The 22,864-nt window shown below is 54.6% G+C and carries 22 protein-coding genes and 1 other RNA gene; 21 read left to right on the forward strand and 2 right to left on the reverse strand.

Annotation, left to right across the window (positions count from 1 at the left end):
* The 3 genes from QQJ87_RS05850 to QQJ87_RS05860 all read left to right on the forward strand — a co-directional run.
* The coding region (locus tag QQJ87_RS05850) for a transposase domain-containing protein (RefSeq protein WP_284280778.1) at positions 1–130 on the forward strand (130 nt) is incomplete at its 5' end.
* Positions 85–393: a hypothetical protein gene (locus QQJ87_RS05855; RefSeq protein ID WP_284280526.1), complete on the forward strand. Its 309-nt coding sequence runs from the start codon at positions 85–87 to the stop codon at positions 391–393. The genes QQJ87_RS05850 and QQJ87_RS05855, both read left to right, overlap by 46 nt.
* A 54-nt stretch (positions 394–447) precedes the next feature.
* Positions 448–1,296, forward strand: a complete 849-nt coding sequence (locus QQJ87_RS05860) for a transglutaminase domain-containing protein (protein ID WP_284280779.1) — start codon at positions 448–450, stop codon at positions 1,294–1,296.
* 10 nt (positions 1,297–1,306) lie between these two features.
* On the opposite strand, the gene QQJ87_RS05865 is transcribed toward QQJ87_RS05860, so the two are convergent.
* A complete protein-coding gene (locus tag QQJ87_RS05865; RefSeq protein WP_284280528.1) occupies positions 1,307–2,491 on the reverse strand; it encodes a M20 aminoacylase family protein in 1,185 nt (394 codons plus the stop codon).
* 89 nt (positions 2,492–2,580) lie between these two features.
* Here QQJ87_RS05865 and QQJ87_RS05870 point away from each other — a divergent pair, with 89 nt between their 5' ends.
* Positions 2,581–3,675: an aminopeptidase gene (locus QQJ87_RS05870; RefSeq protein WP_284280529.1), complete on the forward strand. Its 1,095-nt coding sequence runs from the start codon at positions 2,581–2,583 to the stop codon at positions 3,673–3,675.
* 6 nt (positions 3,676–3,681) lie between these two features.
* Here QQJ87_RS05870 and QQJ87_RS05875 read toward each other — a convergent pair whose 3' ends face one another.
* Positions 3,682–4,470, reverse strand: coding sequence for a class II glutamine amidotransferase (locus tag QQJ87_RS05875; RefSeq protein ID WP_284280530.1), 789 nt, complete (start codon positions 4,468–4,470; stop codon positions 3,682–3,684).
* A 49-nt stretch (positions 4,471–4,519) separates the two neighbouring features.
* On the opposite strand from QQJ87_RS05875, the gene QQJ87_RS05880 reads away from it, so the two are divergent.
* From QQJ87_RS05880 to QQJ87_RS05960, 17 genes are all read left to right on the forward strand, one after another.
* Positions 4,520–5,878: a glycerate kinase type-2 family protein gene (locus tag QQJ87_RS05880; protein WP_284280532.1), complete on the forward strand. Its 1,359-nt coding sequence runs from the start codon at positions 4,520–4,522 to the stop codon at positions 5,876–5,878.
* A gap of 20 nt (positions 5,879–5,898) precedes the next feature.
* The gene (gene pyrC, locus QQJ87_RS05885; RefSeq protein ID WP_284280533.1) at positions 5,899–7,026 is read left to right on the forward strand and encodes a dihydroorotase; all 1,128 of its coding nucleotides are present in this window, start codon (positions 5,899–5,901) and stop codon (positions 7,024–7,026) included.
* Positions 7,002–7,775, forward strand: a complete 774-nt coding sequence (locus QQJ87_RS05890; protein WP_284280534.1) for a DUF3025 domain-containing protein — start codon at positions 7,002–7,004, stop codon at positions 7,773–7,775. The genes pyrC and QQJ87_RS05890 overlap by 25 nt, the downstream gene beginning before the upstream one ends.
* Positions 7,776–7,815: 40 nt before the next feature.
* Positions 7,816–8,227: RNase P RNA component class A (gene rnpB, locus QQJ87_RS05895), an RNA gene on the forward strand.
* A 240-nt stretch (positions 8,228–8,467) separates the two neighbouring features.
* On the forward strand, positions 8,468–8,896 hold the full coding sequence (gene mraZ / locus QQJ87_RS05900; RefSeq protein ID WP_284280536.1) for a division/cell wall cluster transcriptional repressor MraZ: 429 nt from the start codon (positions 8,468–8,470) through the stop codon (positions 8,894–8,896).
* Entirely contained in the window at positions 8,896–9,846 is a 951-nt protein-coding gene (gene rsmH / locus QQJ87_RS05905) for a 16S rRNA (cytosine(1402)-N(4))-methyltransferase RsmH (RefSeq protein WP_288108907.1), read from the forward strand. Before mraZ ends, rsmH begins: the two co-directional genes overlap by 1 nt.
* On the forward strand, positions 9,839–10,120 hold the full coding sequence (gene ftsL / locus QQJ87_RS05910) for a cell division protein FtsL (protein ID WP_284280537.1): 282 nt from the start codon (positions 9,839–9,841) through the stop codon (positions 10,118–10,120). The genes rsmH and ftsL overlap by 8 nt, the downstream gene beginning before the upstream one ends.
* Positions 10,113–11,873, forward strand: coding sequence for a peptidoglycan D,D-transpeptidase FtsI family protein (locus QQJ87_RS05915; protein WP_284280538.1), 1,761 nt, complete (start codon positions 10,113–10,115; stop codon positions 11,871–11,873). The genes ftsL and QQJ87_RS05915 overlap by 8 nt, the downstream gene beginning before the upstream one ends.
* The gene (locus QQJ87_RS05920) at positions 11,873–13,363 is read left to right on the forward strand and encodes a UDP-N-acetylmuramoyl-L-alanyl-D-glutamate--2,6-diaminopimelate ligase (RefSeq protein WP_284280539.1); all 1,491 of its coding nucleotides are present in this window, start codon (positions 11,873–11,875) and stop codon (positions 13,361–13,363) included. The genes QQJ87_RS05915 and QQJ87_RS05920 overlap by 1 nt, the downstream gene beginning before the upstream one ends.
* Positions 13,360–14,757: a UDP-N-acetylmuramoyl-tripeptide--D-alanyl-D-alanine ligase gene (locus QQJ87_RS05925; RefSeq protein ID WP_284280540.1), complete on the forward strand. Its 1,398-nt coding sequence runs from the start codon at positions 13,360–13,362 to the stop codon at positions 14,755–14,757. The genes QQJ87_RS05920 and QQJ87_RS05925 overlap by 4 nt, the downstream gene beginning before the upstream one ends.
* Positions 14,747–15,901: a phospho-N-acetylmuramoyl-pentapeptide-transferase gene (mraY, locus tag QQJ87_RS05930; protein ID WP_284280542.1), complete on the forward strand. Its 1,155-nt coding sequence runs from the start codon at positions 14,747–14,749 to the stop codon at positions 15,899–15,901. Before QQJ87_RS05925 ends, mraY begins: the two co-directional genes overlap by 11 nt.
* A gap of 4 nt (positions 15,902–15,905) precedes the next feature.
* Positions 15,906–17,396 (forward strand): UDP-N-acetylmuramoyl-L-alanine--D-glutamate ligase, encoded by a 1,491-nt coding sequence (murD, locus tag QQJ87_RS05935; RefSeq protein WP_284280544.1) that lies wholly within the window; start codon positions 15,906–15,908, stop codon positions 17,394–17,396.
* Positions 17,390–18,658: a putative lipid II flippase FtsW gene (gene ftsW / locus QQJ87_RS05940; protein ID WP_284280545.1), complete on the forward strand. Its 1,269-nt coding sequence runs from the start codon at positions 17,390–17,392 to the stop codon at positions 18,656–18,658. Before murD ends, ftsW begins: the two co-directional genes overlap by 7 nt.
* Positions 18,655–19,722, forward strand: a complete 1,068-nt coding sequence (gene murG / locus QQJ87_RS05945; protein WP_284280546.1) for an undecaprenyldiphospho-muramoylpentapeptide beta-N-acetylglucosaminyltransferase — start codon at positions 18,655–18,657, stop codon at positions 19,720–19,722. Before ftsW ends, murG begins: the two co-directional genes overlap by 4 nt.
* Positions 19,719–21,119, forward strand: coding sequence for a UDP-N-acetylmuramate--L-alanine ligase (gene murC / locus QQJ87_RS05950; protein ID WP_284280547.1), 1,401 nt, complete (start codon positions 19,719–19,721; stop codon positions 21,117–21,119). Before murG ends, murC begins: the two co-directional genes overlap by 4 nt.
* Entirely contained in the window at positions 21,116–22,081 is a 966-nt protein-coding gene (locus QQJ87_RS05955) for a D-alanine--D-alanine ligase (protein ID WP_284280548.1), read from the forward strand. Before murC ends, QQJ87_RS05955 begins: the two co-directional genes overlap by 4 nt.
* The gene (locus QQJ87_RS05960; RefSeq protein WP_284280549.1) at positions 22,081–22,863 is read left to right on the forward strand and encodes a cell division protein FtsQ/DivIB; all 783 of its coding nucleotides are present in this window, start codon (positions 22,081–22,083) and stop codon (positions 22,861–22,863) included. The genes QQJ87_RS05955 and QQJ87_RS05960 overlap by 1 nt, the downstream gene beginning before the upstream one ends.
* Position 22,864 lies beyond the last annotated feature (1 nt).

Consider the following 22,864-nt stretch of genomic DNA (forward strand, 5'->3'; position numbering starts at 1 on the left):
TGACGTGGAGCCCTTTGCCTATCTTCGAGCCGTGTTGGAACGAATTGCAGATCACCCGATTAACACTATTGAGAAGTTGCTGCCATGGCATCTGGACCTGACCAACGAAGCCCCGTCAAAGGCAGCGTAAAAACCCTGACCAAATCCCACCCCCACATCGAGGCCATAGTGCACGGTGGGGGACAAATCATGATCGGCTCAATCAAGCCCATACGCCACGCCGCCGTGGCTCACGATGGAAAAAAGACACTGGCAATGCTGCGCTGTAAAGCAGGCGAGTCTTTGGAGCAAATCCTGCACCGGTTGGAGCTTGCAATCGCACAGGCACAACTTGATGGCCAGTGTGTAGACGAACTCAACAACCCAGATTCAGACAAGACTTACAAGTTCTGATACATCACCGCAAGGCGGTAATGGCGTGACGCTTACTCTGATACACGTCATCTGCTGTCTTATCTTCTAAAGCCAGCACATAGCGACTATGAGAAGGTGCGACTTGTCTACAGTTGGTTGATCTCGCATGTTGCGTATGCGCACGGCGCACATCTTGGTGACGATTTCTTTTCACGTGGAAGCTTGACTGGTTTGACGCATCAGGGCTTGGCCTGTGATGGCTATGGCCTGATATTTCAGCGTCTGGCTGCTGAGGCTGGCCTTGAGGTCAAAGTAATCGAAGGTTTTGCAAGGGATGGAGAGAAGCGTCCCGTTGCAAAACCAAATCACCTTTGGGACGCCGTGAAAGTCAACGGGAGCTGGTGGTTGGTTGATCCGACTTGGGCGGCTGGCAGTGTGAACGGGAGTACATTCAAAAGCGACCCGGATGATTATTTCTTTTTGGCTCCGTTGGACGCTTTTTCCCTAAGCCATTTTGATTTTAAGGACGAGTTTGGTACTCAGCAACGTCTTGGGCTGTCATGGCGCGATTTTGAGGCCCTGCCCGCAGATGCCCCGGATCTCGTTTATGCCGGTTTTTCAGTTCGGCAAATCTTGAGCTATGTAGATTCACACAAGCACCAAAATACAGTCAGAACATTTAATCAACCTGCCGGGCTGTTTGATGCCCACCTCATGCCACTTGGATCAACGGTTAATAGGTCGCAAAAGGTGCACTTTTCAATAGCCTCTGATTATTACTCGGATCTCGCAATTGTTCAGGGTAAACAATGGACTCCAATGACAAGAAACGGATCAAAATTTGAAATCAATCCCGAATTGCGACCCGGCAATTTGATGATTATGGGGCGTCCAAAACACGGGAGCGAATACGAAGCACTGCTGGAATACTACGTCCAATAAGTGGTGATGACTATTCAAAAAATGCATTCACAATGGCCAGCCACGCTTTTACACCGATTGGCAGTATCTTGTCATTGAAGTCGTAACTGGGATTGTGGAGCATACAAGGCCCCAAACCGTGACCTTGGTCACGATGCCCGCCGTGTCCATTTCCAATCCACAAGTATGCGCCGGGTTTCTGCATCAACATAAACGCAAAATCTTCTGCGCCCATTGTTGGCGGTAAATTGTCGTGGACGCACTTTGTCTCGGGTAGCCTTTCTATTGCTGCCTTTGCAAGCTTTGACATCTCTGGCGTGTTGATTGTGGGCGGGTATGAACGTTGAAACTCAAAGTCTGCCGATGCTCCAAACGCTCGGCAAATCTGATCGGTCAGTTGTTTGAGTTGCGACTCAATCAAGTCGAGTGCTTCCAGGCTGAAAGTACGCACAGTTCCTTTCAACACGGCGCGGTCGGGAATTACATTAATCGCCTCGCCAGCGTGTATTTGCGTGACTGACACCACTGCGGGTTCAACGGGCTTGACTGTCCTGCTTACGATGGTTTGGAACGCTTGAATGAGTTGTGCGGCAATGACAACCGGATCAATACCAAGGTCGGGCATGGCGGCATGTGCGCCTTTGGCCCTGATGTGGATTGCAAATTCATTGCTGGACGCCATGACAGGACCTGGATGAGCTGCAAATTCACCTTCCGCAAGTCCAGGCCAATTGTGCATGGCGAAGACGGCGTCAACAGGATAACGCTCAAACAATCCGTCCTTGATCATTTGTTCCGCACCCGCCCCACCTTCCTCGGCGGGTTGGAAGATCAGCACCACTTCACCGCTGAAGTCCCGATTCTCGGCAAGTTCCTGTGCAGCACCGAGCAACATGGCCACATGACCGTCGTGGCCGCAGGCGTGCATTTTTCCTTCGCTTTGCGATCGGTGATCGAATTGGTTGTGTTCCTGGATAGGCAGGGCGTCCATGTCCGCCCTGAGGCCGATTCGCTTGACTGGATTGCCTGCTGGTCTCGACCCCCTTAGTACGCCGACCACACCTGTTTTACCCAGTCCTTCCTCGACCCGGTAGCCCAATTCCTTCAGTCGGTTGGCCACCAGGCTTGCCGTGCGATGCTCTTCGAATCGCAATTCAGGATGGGCGTGGATGTCTCGGCGGGTTTTAACCCAAGTCTCAATTTTTTCAGGATTCACAGCTACACTTTGTCTGATTTGATGCTCAAGCTTTAGGATCGCAGTTTTTTGTTGCATCCGCAATCCGTGCTGTCGTACAGGGGGTTTTGATGTCCAGTTTTTTTCGAACATGCATTGGGATTGTGACTGCTGTCGTGCTGTCGGGCTGTTCGACTACGTCTTATTTCTGGCAGGCGGCGACTGGTCATTTGAAAATTTTGTCTGAAGCGAGAAACATTGACGAAGTGATTGACGCGTCTGCAACTGACCCCACGCTGCGAGAGAAACTGGAGTATGTCAAAGACATTCGAGCTTTTTCGGTGAAAGCCCTTGGATTGCCAGACAATGGCAGCTACAAAAAATTTGCGGATTTGCATCGACGTTTTGCGGTTTGGAACGTGGTGGCCGCGCCGGTGGACAGCCTGGAGTTGAAAAAATGGTGTTTTCCTTTTACGGGTTGTGTCTCATACAAGGGCTTTTATGACAAGGCCATGGCGGAATCTCTTGTGGAGAGCTTGCGCAAATCTGGAATGGATGTTGCGCTAATGGGGGTGCCTGCCTATTCAACGCTCGGATACACCAATGATCCAGTGCTCAGTACATTTATTCGCTACCCTCCTGGAGAATTGGCTCGTCTGATTTTTCACGAATTGGCGCATCAAGAGGTATATGTCTCCGGGGACACCACATTCAATGAAAGTTTTGCAACCGCAGTTGAAGAGTTGGGTGTGGCTCAGTGGCTTGACCAACCCGGCAAAGCGGCGTTGAAGTCACAGTATCTGGAGTTCGATGCACGCCGAAAGGCGTTTCAAGACTTGATCAAGCAGGCAAGGATTGACCTAAAGACTATCTACAACGATGAGCATTTGTCAGAATCTGCCAAGTTGATTGAAAAGGCGGCAAGAATCGAGAGATTGAAGGGCGATTATGAAAGGCTTAAAGCGACAGCTTGGCATGGCTGGTCTGGTTATGATCTTTATTTTGGGTCTGATTTAAACAATGCAAAGCTGGGGGTTTCGGGCCTTTACAACGACGACGTTGCGGCTTTCAAGGCCCTGTTTGACCGATGTGGTCATCAATATCCACGCTTTTACCAGGCTGTCAAAAGAATTGGAGATTTGTCGGATTCTGCCAGAAAGCGGGCCATTGACTCATTGGTTAGCCACCTGCCCTTGTCTCCAGAATTGGAATGCGGGAAGGCGTGACTGCAATTATGCAAACTCACTCACGGGTTGACCGTCCTGAAACATCAGAAAGGATTGCGGCTGAAAGGCAGTCCACACTTCGTCGTCGGTCAAAGCGGTTGTGGCAATCACGGCGACCCGATCGTTTTGGGTGGTGACTTGACCGAAGTCGACCTGCAGGTCGCAGTCCACCAAGTGGGCTGTTTTGAAAGGGTGCTGCCTGACGATGTACTCCAGCTTGGTCGAACAGTAAGCGAACAAGGCTTCGCCGTTGCTGATCAGCATGTTGAAGGTGCCGTAAGCAGCGATCTCGCCCGAGATTTTTTTCAGGATCTGTCCGATTTCTTGTGGCTTCGGGGCCTGGCCTTTGGGTCGGGTGCCAAAGGTCTGTTTCAGGGTTTGCAAAAGCAGACAAAAAGCCTGTTCGCTGTCGGTGTCGCCTATGGGTAGAAAGTCGCCGGTCAGGCTGGGTGTAAAATTCTTTAGATCGCCATTGTGGGCGAACACCCAGGTTTGCCCCCACAGTTCTCGGGTGAATGGATGGCAATTTTGGAGTTTGACTTCGCCAATGGTCGCCTTGCGGATGTGTGAAATGACGTTGCAGGATCGAATCGGATACTGCCGAATAAACTCCGCAATTTGGGAGTCTGAGGCAGGTCGGTGATCAATGAAACAGCGTGCGGCAGGCCCCTCGAAAAACGCGATGCCCCAACCGTCCGCATGTTCATCGGTCAAGCCGCCCCGTTTCGTAAATCCTTCGAACGAGAATTGAATGTCGGTTGGCGTATTGCAGTTCATTCCAAGCAATTGGCACATGGTTTAATGACGACTTGAATAATCAAGCAATGATTTTAAGAGACTTTTGATGAATGGCAACCCCGAATTTTTTGAACGATTGTTGACTGAGGCCTTTGAAGTCGGGGTCAATGCCGCGAAGCCTTTGATGGGTGTTCAGCAGTGCTGGCAAGGCGAGATTCGACAGTGGCTGGATACAGTGGCGCCTGAACGGAAGGCGGTCTGGGTGTACGGTGCGGGCAAGGCGGCTGCTTCCATGGCAAGTGCGTTGGAGTTTGCCAGTTCAGATGCCGAGCAGCTGAAAGGATTTGTCGTTACCCGTCGAGGTCATGAAGTACCCACACGTTGCATCGAGGTTGTTCAGGCCGCTCACCCGGTTCCAGACGAGGAGGGGCAGAGGGCGGCCTTGCGTTTGATTCGGGAATTGTCTGCGGTGCCCCAGGGGGATGCGGTTATCGCACTGGTTTCGGGTGGCGGCTCCAGTTTGTTGAGTGTGACGGTGCCTTCGATTCCATTTTTGGACCTGCAGCAGCTTAACCGGGCTTTGCTGGCCAGTGGTGCTCCCATTCAGGAAATGAATGTGGTGCGCAAGCATGTGACCCGCAGTTTGGGGGGGCAGCTTGCGGCGTGTTGTAGCGTGCCGGTGTTTCAGTTGCTTATTTCGGATGTGCCGGGGGATGCGCCTGAGTTCATCGCGTCTGGGCCTTTTGTGGCCGATGACAGTACGTTTCGCGACGCCATGGATGTGCTGGATCGGTGGGAAATTTCAGCCCCTCAGTCCGTGATTTCACATCTGGAAGCGGGTATTCGGGGTGATGTGCCTGAAACGCCGGGGCGCGACTCTGCTGTGTTCAAACAGGTGAGCACCAGGCTGCTTGCCAGCAATGCGCTGACTCTGGATGCGGTTGCTTTGTATTTGCAGAATGCGGGCTACACCGTCTTGAGCTTGGGTGATTCGATTGAGGGAGAGTCCAGAGATGTGGCGGGTGTGACCGCCGCCATGGTGGCGCAGATTGCGCAGGGCAGGCCCAATTGGCCCAGGCTACCTGTGGCTTTAATCAGCGGTGGGGAGTGCACGGTGACCCTGACTGAAAAAGATCTGGAAAGCGCCAAGGGTGGCCGCAACTCCGAGTTCCTGCTTGCGCTGTTTCATGCCCTGGGTTCAATGGAGATTCCGTGTTCCGTTTCTGCGCTGGCAGCAGACACCGATGGCATCGACGGGGTCGGTGGGCATGCGGGTGCGCTGCTTTTGCCAGGTGACCTTGATCGGGCGGCTACCTTGGGTTTATCAACGAAGCGACATCTGGACCAACACAACAGTTACGATTTTTTTGATGCCATGGGCCGTCTGCTGATGACAGGCCCCACGACGACGAATGTGAACGATCTCAGGATCGTTTTGATAGGACAACCCGCAGAAGCGGTTTAGATGGACACGGAATACGAAGAATGAGCAACTTGAGTCAGTTTTCAATTCGAACACCGGATGATTTGCACTTGCACCTGCGCGATGGCGAGGTGCTGGATTTTGTGGTGCCAGCGACCGCGCGGCGATTCAGGCGGGCCATTGTCATGCCGAATCTGAAACCACCAGTGACCACCGTGGATCAGGCCGGGGCTTATCGACAGCGTGTTTTGGATGCGGTGCAGCGGGCGTGTTTGTCTGGGAGTTATGAGGCCAGCGATTGCGACATCATGCAGCATTTTGAGCCATTGATGGTGTTGTATCTCACGGGCTCCACGGTGGTGTCTGAAATCGAGAAGGCCAGCGCGAGCGGGTTTGTCCATGCTGTGAAGTTGTATCCGGCGGGTGCTACAACCAATTCAGATGCGGGTGTGTCGGATTTGCTGGGGCAGTGTGGGTCGGTGCTGGCAGCGATGGAAGCCTGTGGATTGCCATTGCTGGTGCATGGTGAGGTCACCGACCCGGAGGTGGATGTGTTTGATCGGGAGGCCCAGTTCGTTGAAAGGGTGATGAAGCCGCTTCGTGACCGGTTTCCAGCGCTGCGGGTTGTGTTTGAGCACATCACGACACGACAGGCGGCCGATTTTGTGACGACCCATTGCACGCTGGATGCTCAGGGACGACCTTTGCTGGCTGCGACCATTACGCCTCAGCACCTGCTGTATAACCGCAATGCCCTGTTTAAAGGGGGGCTGCAGCCGCACTGGTATTGTTTGCCTGTGTTAAAGCGTGAAGAGCATCGGGCAGCCCTGGCAAGTGCGGCCACCAGTGGCTTGCCGCAGTTTTTCCTGGGCACGGACAGCGCACCGCATGCCCGACATTTGAAAGAGATGGCTTGTGGATGCGCTGGTTGTTATTCCGCGCCCTATGCGCTTGAGATGTACGCCGAGGCCTTCGAGATGGCATCTGGACAGATTGATGTCAAGCAGTTTGAGGCCTTTTGTAGTGAGAACGGTGCCCGGTTTTATGGCTTGCCTTTGAACACAGGCGCTGTGTTTTTCGAACGCAAGCCCTGCACGATTGAGCCGCTGCTGCCGTTTGCGGCTGATTCCGGCATTGTGCCCTTTCGATCCGGTGAGACCCTGCAGTGGACAGTCCGAACCAAGGCTTGAGGATTGCACCCTGGTTGCTGGGTTTTGATGACGCTCGTGCGATGTACCTTGAGCAGCCTCAGTCAACGGGCTGGGTGGCCCGGCAGATGAATGAGTTGGCCGATTCATTGGGGCAGTCGGTTCGTTTTGAGTATTCTCAGGATTCCTTGGGCGCCCTGGATTACGAGAAGTGCGTTGCATCAGGCAGGATTCCAACGCGCGATTGCGCACACGACTGGTACAACGCCTGGGTCTGGCTGCGCTACCCTGCGTTTAAGCGGGCTTTGAATTTGAGACACATGGCAGAGGCGGGAAAGCCTGCTGGTGCGAACGGACGAAACCGGTGCCGCGATGCAATGACCCTGTTTGATGAAAATGGACTGCTGTTGTTGACGCATCGGTCGGAGTTGATTGGGGCACTTCACGCGTTTGACTGGAAGGCCCTGTTTTGCGACATGCGGCCTTGGTGGTTTGGTGATGTGCGGGTTGTGGTGGTTGGCCATGGGTTGTTGGAGGCGCTGCATCGGCCTTACAAAGGTTTGTGCGCCAAGGTGCGTTGCGTGTTGCTTGATCCGGTGGCTAACCAAGTACGGACCGACGATGAGAGGCTGTGCATTGAGGTTGAATCTTTGCGCACACCCGCCGAATTGTTGCCGCTGCCTGTCATGGGAATTCCGGGTTGGTTCAGTGAATCAGCTGCCCCTGGGTTTTACGACGATCCCCGAGTTTTTCGTTCAAAGCCAACACGCCGCATCGAAAGTCGGGATTGATCCTTGGCGTTTCAAAGTCTCCGAGATACACTGCCGGTGAGAAGTGCGTCAGGCAATCGCTGTTTCGGTTTTATCCGGAAGAGAGGAAAGTCTGGACTCCAGGAGCAAAGATGCTGGCTAACGGCCAGGCGCTATAAGTCTTTACAGACCCAAGGCGACGGAAAGTGCAACAGAAAACAAACCGCCGATGGTTCACCGCAAGGTGAGTACAGGCAAGGGCGAACCGGTGGTGTAAGAGACCACCGCAGTGTTGGTGACAACGCTGGCTAGGTAAACCCCATCTGGAGCAACATCAAATAGGCACGCCTGCACCCTTTGTTGAGGTGCACCAGAGCTCCCTGTGCGTGTGGGTAGATGGCTTGAGCGACTCAGTAATGGGTCGCCTAGAGGAATGATTGCCACTGCGGTGTTTCACCAAGGTACAGAATCCGGCTTATCGACGCGCTTTTCAAACCCCCTTACCTTGATCCCCAGCCTTAAAATTCCCAGATTTTCATTTCTTCACAATTTACTTTCAAAGTGCATTCTAGTGCATTCTTTTTTTTCAATTTTTCTCACAAAATTTATCTCGATTAACGCGCTAAGTATTTGGTCTTAAAGCGCTTTTTCTCAAACCCCCATTGACCCCGCATTTCATAATGCGTAAAGTGGCGATTAGTGGGGATTTGTGTAAATTTGTGGGGATTTTGAGCGTGTTTCAAGGAAGCTCTTCATTGTCGATGGATGCCAAGGGGCGCATGAATGTGCCCCAGAAGCACCGTGACGCATTGCTTTTGCAATGTGAAGGCGCTTTAACGCTGACCAAGCATCCCAACGGCTGCCTTTTGATGTTTCCCAGACCCGTTTGGGAGCAGCATCGCGAGAAAATCGCGGCCTGGCCAATGTCCGCTCGTCCCTGGCAGCGTATTTTTCTTGGTTTTGCCACGGATGTGGAAATCGATGGTTCTGGTCGAATTCTGGTGTCTCCCGAATTGCGTGAGGCCGCCAGCCTGAACAAGGACGTCATGTTGCTGGGTATGGGCAGCCATTTCGAAATATGGGATGCCACCCAACTGAAGATCGAAGAAGAAAAGGCGATTGCGGCGGGAATGCCCGATTCATTAAGCGACTTTTCTTTCTGATGGTGGCGGATTTGGAACACATTCCGGTGCTGTTGCGCCCCACGATTGATGGCTTGTGCGTGTCTGAAAAGCCCGACGGCGTATTTCTCGATTGCACCTTCGGGCGCGGTGGGCACTCTCGGTTGTTGTTGTCTTGCTTGGGGCAGGGTGGTCGCTTGTATGCCTTGGACAGAGATCCCCAGGCTGTAAGTGCCATGTCAATGATTGAGGATTCGCGCTTTGCCGGACGCCAATGTGCGTTTGCGGATCTGGAGCAGGCTCTGGATCAATGGGGCCTTGATCAGGTGGATGGCGTGATGATGGATATTGGTGTGTCCTCGCCACAAATTGATCAGGCCGAGAGAGGTTTTAGTTTCAGGCGGGATGGCCCGTTGGACATGCGGATGGACCCCAGTGTGGGCGAATCGGCTGCCGAGTTCCTAAACCGGGCAGATGCCCGGGACATCAAAGAGGTTATTAAAAATTATGGGGAAGAACGGTTTGCTGTTCAGATTGCAGCAGCGATTGTTGCTCGCCGCCAGGAGCGGCCGCTCACTACAACACTCGACCTTGCCCAGATCGTGGCAGGGGCAGTTCGGACGCGCGAGCCGGGCCAGGACCCTGCAACGCGCACCTTTCAGGCTTTACGGATTCACGTCAACCAGGAGCTTGCGCAGCTCAAACAGGGTTTAGCGGCCGCATTTAAACGTTTGAAAATCGGGGGGAGGCTGGCTGTGATCAGTTTTCATTCGCTGGAAGACAGAATCACGAAGCAGTTTATTGAAGGCTTGGCCAATCCCAAGTCTTTGCAGGACGCCCGTCTGCGCAAATTGCCGATTGCAGAGCCTTCTCCCTGTCTGAAAAAAATCGCTCGAATCAAACCCAGCGCAGAAGAAATTGCAGCCAATCCGCGCTCCCGTTCATCGGTTCTTCGCGTGGCCGAAAAGCTGGCTGAGGTGGCCCATGGGTAGGCTGAATATTCTGTTGCTGCTTCTGGTGGTCGGTTGTGCAATTCGCCTGGTCGACGCGCAACACACGGCAAGAACGCTGTTTGTCGAATTGGGGCGTGAACGTCAGGTTGAGCGACAACTGGAGGTGGCTTACACCCGCTTGCAGGTCGAGCAGACATCCCTGTCAAAAGGTGAGCGGGTTGTTGAGCTCGCCAAATCCAAACTGAAAATGGTGTACCCCGCGCCCAACGATGTGGTGTTCATGAATCTGGATTCCGGAGGGGGCCATGAGTAAAGGGGTGCGCTTCGGACGAACCACCGACTTGCTTGAAACGCGACTGCCTGCCTGGCGGTCGCGCTTCGTTTTGCTCTGTATTTTGTTGGCGTTTGGGGGGCTCATTCTTCGGGCTGCCTATCTGCAAATTGTGTCGGATGACTTTTTGCAGCAACAGGGTGCCAAACGAATGGAACGCACTTTGCCTTTGCATGCAAGCAGGGGCACGCTGTTTGATCGCAACAATGTGGTGTTGGCGCAGAGCATTCCCGCGCAGGCCATTTGGTATGACGGCCGCAAAACCAAAGATGCCACGGATGCCGAGTTGACCCAATTGGCCAAATTGCTGGGTATGAATTCGTCTCGGTTGATTCAGCAGGTCCGAGGGGACGAAAAGCGGGCATTTGTGTATCTTGAGCGCCAGGTTGAGCCTGATTTGGCCAAGCAGGTAAAGGCCCTGAAAGTGCCTGGGGTCGGATTTCTGACTGAGAACAAGCGGTATTACCCGCTGGGTGAAACAACGGCTCATTTGGTCGGATTTACCAATCTGGAAGACTCGGGTCAGGAAGGTCTTGAGTTGGCCTTCAACGACAGATTGACTGGGGAAGACGGTGAACGCAGTGTACTGCGGGATCGACTGGGTAACATTATTGAAGACGTCAGGGAGATCCGTCCGCCAGTGAACGGCCAGGACATGGTGCTGTCCGTGGATTCCGACATCCAATACATTGTGTCAGCCGCGCTTAAAAAGGCCGTTGAGTACCACGCGGCAGACGCAGGTGCTGCTGTGGTTCTTGATGCCAAAACTGGCGAGGTGCTTGCTTTGGCAAGCGTGCCCACCTATGACCCCAATGACCGATCTGATTTGCATGGCCCGGATCTGCGGAACCGTGTTTTCACAGACACCTTTGAGCCCGGGTCAACTTTAAAGCCGTTCACGGTGTCGCTGGCGCTGGACAAGGGGTTCGTAAAACCCGACAGCATGATTGACACCGGCAAGGGTTACTTCAGCATCGGCCCGGCGACCATTCATGACACCCATGCGCATGGCTTGATCACTGTCGGCCAGGTGATTCAGTTTTCCAGCAACATCGGTTCCTCAAAAATTGCACTGAGCATGCCCAGCAAATACATGTGGGACAACTTCCACTTGTTGGGCTTCGGGCAAGCGCCCAACGTACATTTTCCGGGCGCTGTGGCTGGTCGTGTAAGGCCCTGGAATTCGTGGAGGCCAATCGAGCAGGCCACGATGTCTTACGGGCACGGCATTGCTGTTTCCTTGATTCAACTGGCGCAGGCTTACACCGTGTTTGCCAATCAGGGGTATTTTGTACCGGTCAGTTTGCTCAAGCGCAAGCCGGGCGAGGAGCCCCGGACACATCAGGTGTTCAGCGAGAAAACCGCCGCAGAAATGTTGCACATGCTTGAACTGGCAGCGGGGCCAGACGGCACTGCGCCCAAGTCTCAGGTTGCCGGCTATCGAGTGGCAGGCAAAACCGGAACAGCGCACAAAGATTTGAATGGCCGATACGTCGACAAGTATGTGGCGTCTTTTGTGGGCTTGGCGCCAGTGTCCAATCCGCGAATTATTGTGGCTGTCATGGTGGATAACCCCACCAAAAACGGCTACTACGGCGGTGAGGTGGCTGCACCCGTGTTTTCAGTCATCACCAAAAACGTGCTGACCAAAATGGATGTGCAGCCTGATGCCATCCAGAACACCCAGTCGCTGAAAAAATACGTTCAGGCACCCAGCGGGAGGGCGGCATTGTGATGAGCGCATACCTTCACACAGCGTCTGAGGTACTGGCCGAGTTGCACGAACGAGGTTTCTTTGCCGATTGTTCCGCCTTGGTGTCAGACAGCCGTCAGTTGCGAGGCTCGCAGGATGTGTTTGTCGCCATGCCTGGCGCACGATTTGATCCGCGTACCATTGCGGATTCGCTGATTCACGAGAACAAGGCTGGCTTGGTGCTGGTTGAATACGATGAAAAGCGGGTCTATGAAAGCGCAGCTGTGGTGCCTGTTCTCGGCCTGCAAGCCTTGCTGGGCCAACTGGCGCATGCTTATTACGACAAACCCAGCGAACGCCTGAAGATCATCGCAGTCACTGGCACCAACGGCAAAACGACGGTGACCCGCTGGTTGGCTCAGTCCATTCTATGGATGGGGGGCCGAGCAGCTGTGATTGGTACCCTGGGTTATGGCGAGCCGGATGCGCTGAGAAAGCATTCCGGATTGACCACGCCCGATGTACTTGGTATGCACAACCTGCTGTACACACTCGATCGTGAAGGCTATGAGTGGGTTTGCCTGGAGGCCTCTTCAATTGGTTTGGAGCAAGGACGCTTGGCTGGCGTGCATATTCATTGTGCCGCATTCACCAACTTGACTCAGGATCACCTGGATTATCACCAAAGCATGCAGGCGTATGCAGACGCGAAGATGCTGCTGGCCAGTTGGCAGGGCTTGGGTTGTGCTGTGTCGTTCGTGCAGGACGAACATGGCCTGAATTTCCTGAGTCGAGCCACTGCAGTGGGTGCGAAGGTGGCCTCTGTGGGCCGCTCAGAGACGGATTCTGTTTACCTGAAGTCTGTCAAACCCATGAAAGCCGGGCTTTTGCTCGAGTTTCAGGAAGGCGATGAGTCGTTTCGCATGTCTGTGCCGGTGATTGGTGCTTTCAATGCTGAAAACATCGCTGTGGTGTACGGCATTTTGCGGTCTATTGGTTTTGACACCGACGCAATTGTTGCTGCACTGCAGCGGGTTAGCCCTGCCCCTGGCCGGATGGAATTGATTTCCGAATCACCGTGTGTGGTTGTTGACTATGCGCACACCCCGGATGCTCTGGGCAAGGTGTTGACTACACTGCGTGAGCTGGTCGACACGCGTGCCGGTCAACTGGCGGTTGTGTTTGGCTGTGGGGGTGATCGCGACAAGGGCAAACGTCCCCAGATGGGACGAATTGCCGCCGAGCTGGCTGACAAGGTTTATGTCACTTCGGACAACCCTCGCAGTGAATCACCGGTGGCCATTATCGAGGCTGTACTGGAAGGGGTGCCGGAGAACTGCCTGAACAAGGTTCAAGTTGAGGAAGAACGGGGTCGAGCGATTGAACGCTCCATTCAGGAGTCTGCCGACGAGGATGTTGTGTTGCTGGCGGGCAAAGGCCATGAAGACCAGCAAATCATCGGCGGGCAGGTGATTTCGTTCTCGGATGCACAAGAAGCCAGGCGGGCACTCGACAAAAGGGGTGAGCGATGACTTCGATGAATTGGTCATTTCAGGCGATTAATCAAGCCTTGCAGCCCCATTTGATTTCAGCAGAAGTCAGCGACCAAGGCGTGATCACGCACATTCAGACCGACAGTCGACAGGTCAAGGCCGGTGATCTTTTTGTCTGCCTGCGGGGTGAACGCTTTGACGCGCACGAATTTGCGCCGGCAGTAATTGAGGCGGGAGCCGCGGGGCTGGTCGTGGAACGCCCGCTGGATATTCCGGTTCCGCAGTGGATCGTGAAGGACACCCGCCTGGCTCTTGGCGCACTGGCTGCTGAATGGCGTCGGGGTTTTGATTTGCCGGTTTTGGGCGTGGTTGGCAGCAATGGAAAGACCACCAGCAAGGAAATGCTGGCTGCAATCTGTTCGGCGCATTGTGGTACCGACCATGTGTTGGTGACCCAGGGCAATCTCAACAATGAGATAGGTGTACCACTAACGTTGTTTCGCCTTCGGGCCAATCATCAGATGGCAGTGGTGGAGATGGGCATGAACCACCCCGGGGAAATTGAATATCTGGCTTCTCTGGTACAACCGGACGTGGTCCTGTTGACCAATGCACAGCGTGAGCACCAGGAATTCATGAAGTCTGTCAAGGCCGTTGCCGAGGAAAACGGGCAGGCCTTTGGTGCGCTGCCTGAGGAAGGTTGTGCCGTTTTTCCGGCAGGCACCGACTTCGATTCTCTCTGGCTTGGCATGAACAAAGGCAGTCGTTTTTACCGGTTTGGTCGGGGTGGTGACTGCTGGTTCAATGCCGGCCAGGCGCCCGACGGCAGTTTGGTGCTTGAAAGCCCGCTGGGGAGTGTGGACATTCGTCCTTCTTTCGTGGGTGAACACAATCGAAGCAATGCCAGTGGTGCAGCGGCAGCTGCCATTGCGGCAGGTTGCACCATTGATGACGTTCGACAGGGGCTGGAAGCGTTCCAGCCGGTGTGGGGGCGTATGCAGGTTGTCAAAAACGACGGCGAAATGTTGTTGATCAATGACGCTTACAACGCCAATCCGGACTCAGTGAATGCAGCCATTCAGGTGTTGTCGACTCTGCCTTCGCCCACACTCCTTGTACTTGGAGACATGGGTGAAGTGGGTGAGCAATCCGTTGCCTTTCATCAAGAGGTGGGGGAAAACGCGCGCAACAGCGGCATCAACAAGCTGTTTGCCTTGGGCGCTGCCACTGAGGCAAGCGTGAAGTCTTTTGGCGCAGACGGGCGGCACTTTTCAGAGCTGGATGAATTGTTGACAGAAATAAAGCTTTTGACCTCGCAGCAGCGTTGGTCTGTTTTGGTGAAGGGTTCAAGGTTTATGAAAATGGAGCGCGTGGTAGACGCATTTGCTTCGCAGAAGACAGTCAATCACGGAGGGGCCGCACATGTTGCTTGAACTTGCAAATTGGCTTGCAACTGACATTCGTGCCTTTGCGGTATTCAATTATTTGACTTTGCGAGCCGTTTTGGCCTGCGGCACTGCCTTGTTGGTGGGTTTGATGGCGGGCCCCATGGTCATTCGCAAATTGACTCAATACAAAATTGGTCAGGCTGTTCGCACCGACGGACCACAGACCCATTTGGTGAAGGCAGGTACGCCGACCATGGGTGGCGCACTGGTTTTGCTGAGTATTGGAATTTCCACTTTGTTGTGGGCGGACCTGTCCAATCGGTTTGTGTGGGTCGTGATGATTGTCACTTTCGGATTTGGCTGGATTGGTTGGGTGGATGACTATCGCAAGGTGGTTTATAAAAACCCACGCGGTTTGCCGGGCAAGTGGAAGTACTTTTGGCAAAGCGTGGTGGGCATTATTGCCGCGTTCTACCTGGCGTTTGCCGTGTCAGCCCAGAACGGCGACAAGGTGTTTGACCTGTTTACTCAGTGGGTGCACAGCGGCTTTTCCATGTATCTGCCAAACAAGGCCGATCTGATTGTTCCATTTTTCAAGTCGGTGTCCTATCCGCTCGGCGTTTGGGGTTTTATTGCCCTGACTTATTTCGTCATTGTTGGCACCAGCAACGCAGTCAATTTGACGGACGGCCTGGATGGGCTGGCCATTATGCCCACGGTGTTGGTGGCCGCTGCACTTGCCATTTTCGCCTATGTGGCGGGTAACGCCGTCTATTCCAAGTATCTGTTGCTGCCCTACATTCCCGGGGCCGGTGAACTGGCCGTGTTTCTGGCTGCGATCGGTGGTGCAGGGTTGGCATTTCTCTGGTTCAACGCGTATCCAGCCCAGGTGTTCATGGGCGATGTAGGGGCTCTGGCACTGGGCGGTGCCCTTGGCTGTGTGGCGGTAATCGTGCGCCAGGAAGTGGTGCTGTTCATCATGGGGGGCGTGTTCGTGGCAGAAACGCTCTCGGTCATGATTCAGGTGCTCTACTTCAAGGCCAGCGGTGGCAAGCGTGTGTTTCGAATGGCGCCGCTGCACCACCATTACGAGTTAAGTGGCTGGAAAGAAACCCAGGTTGTGGTGCGATTCTGGATCATCACCATGATGTTGGTGTTGGCTGGGTTGTCGACTTTGAAACTAAGATAAGACGATGAATTTGTTTGCTCAACAGTCGGTGTTGTTGGTGGGGCTCGGGGAATCCGGCCTGGCCTGCGCTCGCTGGGCCTTGGCCCAGGGGGCGACATTGACCATCGTCGACAGCAGGCTTGAACCCCCCGGCCTGACTGCACTGAGGGCTGAAGCGGCCGAGGTGAATTGTTTGCAAAGTGTGGCCGGCGTGCCCTGGAGTTTTCAGCGCGTTGTGGTCTCGCCCGGACTGCCACCTTCTCACCCGGTGATGGTTGAAGTGATTGAGTTGGCAAACCAACACAACACACCTGTGGAGTCGGAGCTGGACTGGTTCGCTGACGCACTGGAGGCCCTTGGACGAGAACAGGGGTATCACCCCAAAGTGATTGGTGTGACCGGCACCAATGGGAAAACCACGACGGTCAGGATGGTTGAGTGTTTGGCCCGGTACGCCGGTTTGAACACCCGTGCTGCCGGCAACATCAGCCCTGCCGCCTTGGCGAGTTTGCTGGATGCGTTAAACAGCGAGGACCTGCCAGCAGTGTGGGTGCTTGAGTTGTCGAGTTTTCAATTGCACTGGACTTCCCGCTTGGCACTGGATGCATCCGTGGTTTTAAACCTGACACAGGATCATCTGGACTGGCACAAAGACCAGGCTGAATACGCCAACGACAAGGCACGTATTTTTACCCATTCAAAAGTGGCCGTGCTGAACCGTGATGACTCAGTCGTAAAAAACATGTCGGTGCCCGGCACTGCCAAAGCCCTGACCTTCGGATTGAATGCGCCGACATCGCCTGGTGATTTCGGGCTGATTCGGGAAGGCGGGATGTTGTGGTTAAGCAATATGCCAGCCGGTACCGAGGCCACTACACCCAAACGTCGCAAAGACGCAGATGCAGAGGTGACCACTGCTCAATTGCTGATGCCTGCCGACGCCCTGCAGGTGGTGGGCCTTCACAACGCAGGCAATGCGTTGGCCGCGTTGGCGCTGTGCCAAGCGATTGATTTGCCCATGGCCAAACTACTCCATGGTCTGCGCACCTACAAAGGCGAGCCTCATCGGGTGGAATGGGTGGCTCAGGTGGAAGGGGTTGATTATTTCGACGACAGCAAGGGCACCAATGTGGGCGCAACAGTTGCAGCCCTGCAGGGCTTGCAACGCACCTGCGTGCTGATCGCCGGGGGCGAAGGCAAAGGGCAGGATTTCCGGGAATTGATCGGCCCAGTGAGTTCTTTTGCGTGCGCTGTGTTGTTAATTGGAAAGGCTGCTGCCGAGTTGCAAGTTCTATTTGCCGGTCTCGGGGTACCTACAGAAGTTTGTGCGAGTCTGGAAGAGACAGTGCCAAAGGCGCACCAGAGGGCCCTTGAACATGCGGGCGGCGCGACGCCGTGCGTTCTATTGAGCCCGGCCTGCGCCAGCCTGGACATGTTCAGGAATTACGCACATCGGGCGGACGTGTTTGTTTCTGCCGTACACGAGTTGGCTGCAGACAGGGGGCAACCATGCTGAAGTGGTTCAAGCGCCCAGCCCGCAGTGAGGCTACTTACACGCAAAACCTGATTCCGGCGGCGGTGTCGTCGATGGGGGCGGGTGGACAGTCGGTGGGTTCGCGGGGTTTCAGGATCCTTTCAGCGCAGGATTCTCTGGATCAGGGCTTTATCTGGGCGATTCTGGCCCTGTTGTGCTTGGGCCTTGTCATGGTTTATTCAGCCACGGTCGCGCTGCCTGATGCCAATCGTTATTCCGGGTATGAAACGACGTATTTTCTGGTCAGGCATGCCTTTTCAATCGGCTTTGCCTTTGTGGTGTCGTTTTTCGTCTTCCAGATTCCCATGAAAACCTGGCAGCAGTTGTCGCCCCTGATTTTCCTGTGTTGCCTGGTGCTGTTGATGATCGTTCTGATTCCAGGCATTGGCAGAGATGTGAACGGGTCGCGCAGATGGCTGTCCCTGTACCTTATGAATATTCAGCCCTCCGAGCTGGCAAAGGTAGCAGCCGTGCTGTACGCGGCCGATTACGCGGTTCGCAAACAACAATACATGCAACGCATTGGGAAAGTGCTGATCCCGATGGTCATCGCCATGTTTCTGGTTGGCATGTTGCTGCTGCTTGAGCCCGACATGGGCGCATTCATCGTGATCGTGACTGCAGTATTTGGCATTTTGTTTCTGGCTGGAATCAACGCACGTGTGTTTTTCGGGGTGCTGGTCATGCTGTCCACGGCATTTGCTGCCTTGATTGCTTTCAGCAGCTACCGTCGTGCACGGCTTTTGGCTTACCTCGATCCTTGGAGTGGTGACAACGCCATGAACAAGGCCTATCAACTGTCTCATTCCCTGATCGCCTTTGGTCGAGGTGAAATTTGGGGGGTCGGTCTGGGTGGCAGCATTGAAAAATTGCATTACCTGCCCGAAGCGCACACCGATTTTTTGTTGGCCGTGGTGGGTGAAGAGCTCGGCTTTGTTGGGGTGGCTGTCGTGATCCTGCTGTTTGGCTACGTGGTCAAAAAGTGCTTTTCGATTGGCGCCCAGGCGGCTGCCCTGGAAAAGACCTACTCCGCATTGGTCGCCAAAGGCATGGGCATCTGGCTTGGCGTGCAGTGCTTCATCAATGCCGGTGTGAACTTGGGCGTATTGCCGACCAAGGGTTTGACATTGCCCCTGATGAGCTACGGTGGTTCGGCCATTTTGATGAACTGTGTAGGCCTAGCCCTTGTGCTTCGCGTTGACTATGAAAACCGCTGCATGATGCAGGGAAAGGCGGTTTCATGACCGGACAACTCGCCTTGATTGTGGCTGGTGGAACAGGTGGGCATATTTTCCCGGGGCTAAGTGTTGCGCAGGTGCTTCTCGAGAACGGATGGCGTGTGTGCTGGGCCGGTAACCCCGATGCCATGGAAGGCAAACTGGTACCGAAACACCACATTGAAATGTACCCATTGGTCTTTGCAGGTTTCCGTGGCAAAGGTCTTCTGTCGCAGATGGCCATGCCTTTCAGGCTAGTGCGTGCCTTGTGGCAAGCCCGGCAAATTCTGTTGAGGAACAAGCCGACCGTGGTTTTGGGGATGGGTGGCTATGTGGCTTTTCCGATGGGACTTGCCGCCCGTTTTGCACACATTCCAGTGGTGGTGCACGAGCAGAATTCGGTGGCTGGGTTAACCAACAAGTTGCTGGCGAAGGTGGCTGCGCAAACCCTCGTTGCCTTCCCCAACGCTTTGCCCAAGGCCCAATGGGTGGGCAATCCTGTGCGGTCCGATATTTCTTCCCAGGCCGCGCCTGTCGCGCGATTCGAGGGTCGTACCGGTCCGCTGAAATTGCTGGTCGTGGGCGGGAGCCTGGGGGCGCAGGCGCTGAACGAAACCGTACCGAAGGCCTTGGCATTGATGGCAGGTGACAAGCGCCCGGAAGTGACTCACCAAGCGGGTGCCAAACACATCGACGCGTTGAATGCCCATTACAAAACAGCCGGAGTCAACGCGCGGGTGGTGGATTTCATTGAGGACATGGCACTTGAGTTTGCCAAAGCGGATGTTGTCATTTGCCGTGCAGGCGCGATGACAGTGTCTGAGGTGGCCGTTATCGGCGTGGCTGCATTGTTTGTGCCATTTCCACATGCGGTGGACGACCATCAAACCACCAATGCCGCTTTCCTGGTTCGGGAGGGGGGCGGCTGGATGAGGCAGCAAAAGGAACTGGACGCCGACTGGCTGAGTGCATGGCTCGGCAAACTGGACAGGACTGAATGTCTGAGGGTGGCCAGTCGAGCAAGGGAATTGGCAAAACCGGAAGCCGCGCAGGCGGTGGTCAAGGTTATAGAACAGGTCAGCTTGAAATGAAACACAAGGTCAAACACGTCCATTTTGTGGGTATAGGTGGATCAGGCATGAGTGGCATCGCCGAGGTGTTGCTCAATCTGGGTTATCAGGTCAGCGGTTCTGACCTGTCTGACACTGCTGTCACAAAGCGGCTGTCTGGGCTGGGCGCCACCATTCACAAAGGTCACGAAGCCGGCCACATTCAGGGTGCAGATGCGGTGGTCACCAGCACTGCCGTGGGTCCAAGCAATCCGGAAGTTTTGGCAGCCCGTGCCGCGCGTATTCCGATTGTGCCCCGAGCCGTCATGTTGGCTGAGTTGATGCGGCTGAAACAAGGCATAGCCGTGGCAGGCACGCACGGCAAGACTACTACAACCAGTCTGATTGCCAGCATTCTGGCTGAGGGCCATCTGGACCCTACTTTTGTGATTGGCGGTCGTCTGAATTCAGCCGGGGCCAATGCAAAGCTGGGCACAGGCGAATTCATGGTGGTTGAGGCCGATGAATCCGACGCGTCATTTTTAAATTTGATGCCTGTGATGGCGGTGATTACCAACATTGACGCAGACCACATGGAAACCTATGGGCATGATTTTGCCCGCCTGAAGCAGGCCTTTGTCGAGTTCACTCAGCGCCTGCCGTTTTATGGCATGGCTGCCGTGTGTATCGATGACCCTTGTGTGCGCGAGATTCTGCCCTTTGTGTCCAAACCCCTCACAACGTATGGCCTGAGTGAGCAGGCCCAGGTGCGTGCCGTGAATGTTCAGCCCCATCAGGGTCAGATGAAATTCACAGTGCAGCGCGAAGGTGAGGCAGACCTCAACATCACGTTGAATCTGCCAGGAGATCACAACGTCCGAAACGCCTTGGCTGCCATTGCTGTGGCCACGGAAGTGGGCGTTGAGGACGAGGCCATCGTCAGCGCGCTCGCGCGATTCAATGGCGTGGGTCGACGGTTCCAGCACTATGGCAATTTGCCCTGTCCGTCGGGCGGCGAGTTCATGCTTGTTGATGACTATGGGCACCACCCCGTCGAGATGACCGCGACGCTGGCTGCTGCACGCGGTGCATACCCCGACAAACGCCTGGTGTTGGCATTTCAGCCACATCGGTACACCCGCACACGTGACTGCTTCGAAGATTTTGTGAAGGTACTGGGTACGGCAGATGTGTTGGTGCTCGCAGAAGTGTATTCCGCGGGGGAAGCCCCCATTGTTGCAGCAGACGGTCGTTCCCTGGCTCGAGCCCTTCGGGTTGCGGGGCGTATCGAACCAATTTTTGTAGAAGACATGAAAGAAATGGAAGGCGCAATTTTGAATGTGGTTCGGGATGGTGACCTGGTCATCACGATGGGAGCGGGCTCAATCGGCGGTTTGCCGTCCCAGCTCGTCGATCAGGCTGGTGGAGCAAGTGCATGAAAGTCACTGCTGAATCGCTTGGCAAGGTCGTGGTCCTGTTCGGTGGCAAGTCTGCCGAGCGTGAGGTGTCCCTGAAATCAGGAAGCATGGTGCTTGCTGCCCTGAAGCGTCAGGGTGTGGATGCACACGCATTCGACCCGGCTGAACAGTCACTCGTCGAGTTGGCGCAGGGCAATTTTGACCGCGCTGTCATTTCCCTGCATGGCCGGTTCGGCGAAGACGGCACCATTCAGGGCGCGCTGGAATACCTCGGAATTCCCTACACAGGCAGTGGCGTGATGGCGTCGGCTGTCGCCATGGACAAAATCATGACCAAAGCCGTCTGGTCTGCAGAGGGACTGGCCACACCAGATCATGTTCGCTTGCAGCCCGGGTTTGACGAGGCCGCAGTCATTAACCGTCTTGGCCTGCCTTTGATCGTAAAGCCCGCCCAGGAAGGCTCGACCCTTGGCCTGACGAAGGTCAAAAGCGCCGCCGATTTGAAGGCCGCTTTTGAGTTGGCCTATCGTTACGACCCCAATGTGTTGGCGGAGAAATTTGTGAAAGGGCAAGAGCTTACCGTGCCTTTGATGGGTGAGGGTGAACAAGCCATTGCCCTGCCCGTGATTCGAATTCAGGCCCCAGACGGCAACTACGACTATCACAACAAGTACGTCGGCAACGACACCCAGTATTTCTGTCCAAGTGGTCTTGATCCCGCTTTTGAGCGCGAGGTGCAGGCACTGTGCCTGAAAGCCTATCGCTCGCTGGGCTGTGCCGGTTGGGGAAGGGCTGATGTGCTGGTGGATGAATCCGGCAAACCCTGGTTGCTTGAAATGAACACTTCACCGGGCATGACAGATCATTCACTGGTACCGATGAGTGCAAGGGCCAGCGGTATTGAATACGACGATCTTGTGATGCGGATCGCTGCCAGCGCCGCGTTGAAAGGCAACGGTCAACGGGCTGACGGGAAGGTTTGATGCTGGGCGCAATTTGGCAGGACAGCAAATTGATGAGCATCATGGCGGGTTTTTTCTCTGCCATGGCGTTCGCCTTGCTGGGGTATGCGGGTTTGCAATGGTTGATACACAGGCCCTTGTTTGAGCTCCAGAAAGTGGAGCTCACTGGTGAGGTGGATCGGATCAATCTGGTCAGTTTTCGGGCCAATGTGTTGCCAGAAGTGCAAGGCAGTTTTTTTTCGGTGAATTTATCGGATGTGCGTGAGCAGGTGGAAGACCAACCCTGGGTCCGGAAGGCGGTGATTCAAAGAATGTGGCCAAACGGTTTAAGGATAAGGATCCAAAGTCAAAAGCCTTTGGCCTATTGGGGCGACAACTTGCTGATCAACACCTACGGCGAAGTGTTTTCAGCCAACCCGGCCGAGGTGGGCGACAACGTGCTTCAGGCCACATTGAATGGCCCGCCCGGCAGTGAATTGCTGGTCGCCAAGATGTATGTGAACGCATCCAAGGTGCTGAGAAAGCTGGGGTTGCAATTGAAGGACGTGAATCTGTCAGACCGCTACGGATGGAGTTTCAAGACCGAAAGCGGTTTGAACATTGAATTGGGACGTGAACAGGAGAATTTCACCATCAACCAGAAGCTGGACCGGTTGGTGGCGATTTATCCAAAAATAAAAGAACAACTCATGCAAACCGTGGACAGCATTGATTTGCGGTATCCACGTGGAGTGGCGGTGAAAGGTGAGCGACTGGCGGGTGCAAATGCAAAACCGGTCGCTTTGAAAACAAGTTTGAACTAAA

Origin of the sequence: Limnobacter litoralis (assembly GCF_030160455.1) — a bacterium.
GTDB lineage: Bacteria > Pseudomonadota > Gammaproteobacteria > Burkholderiales > Burkholderiaceae_B > Limnobacter > Limnobacter litoralis.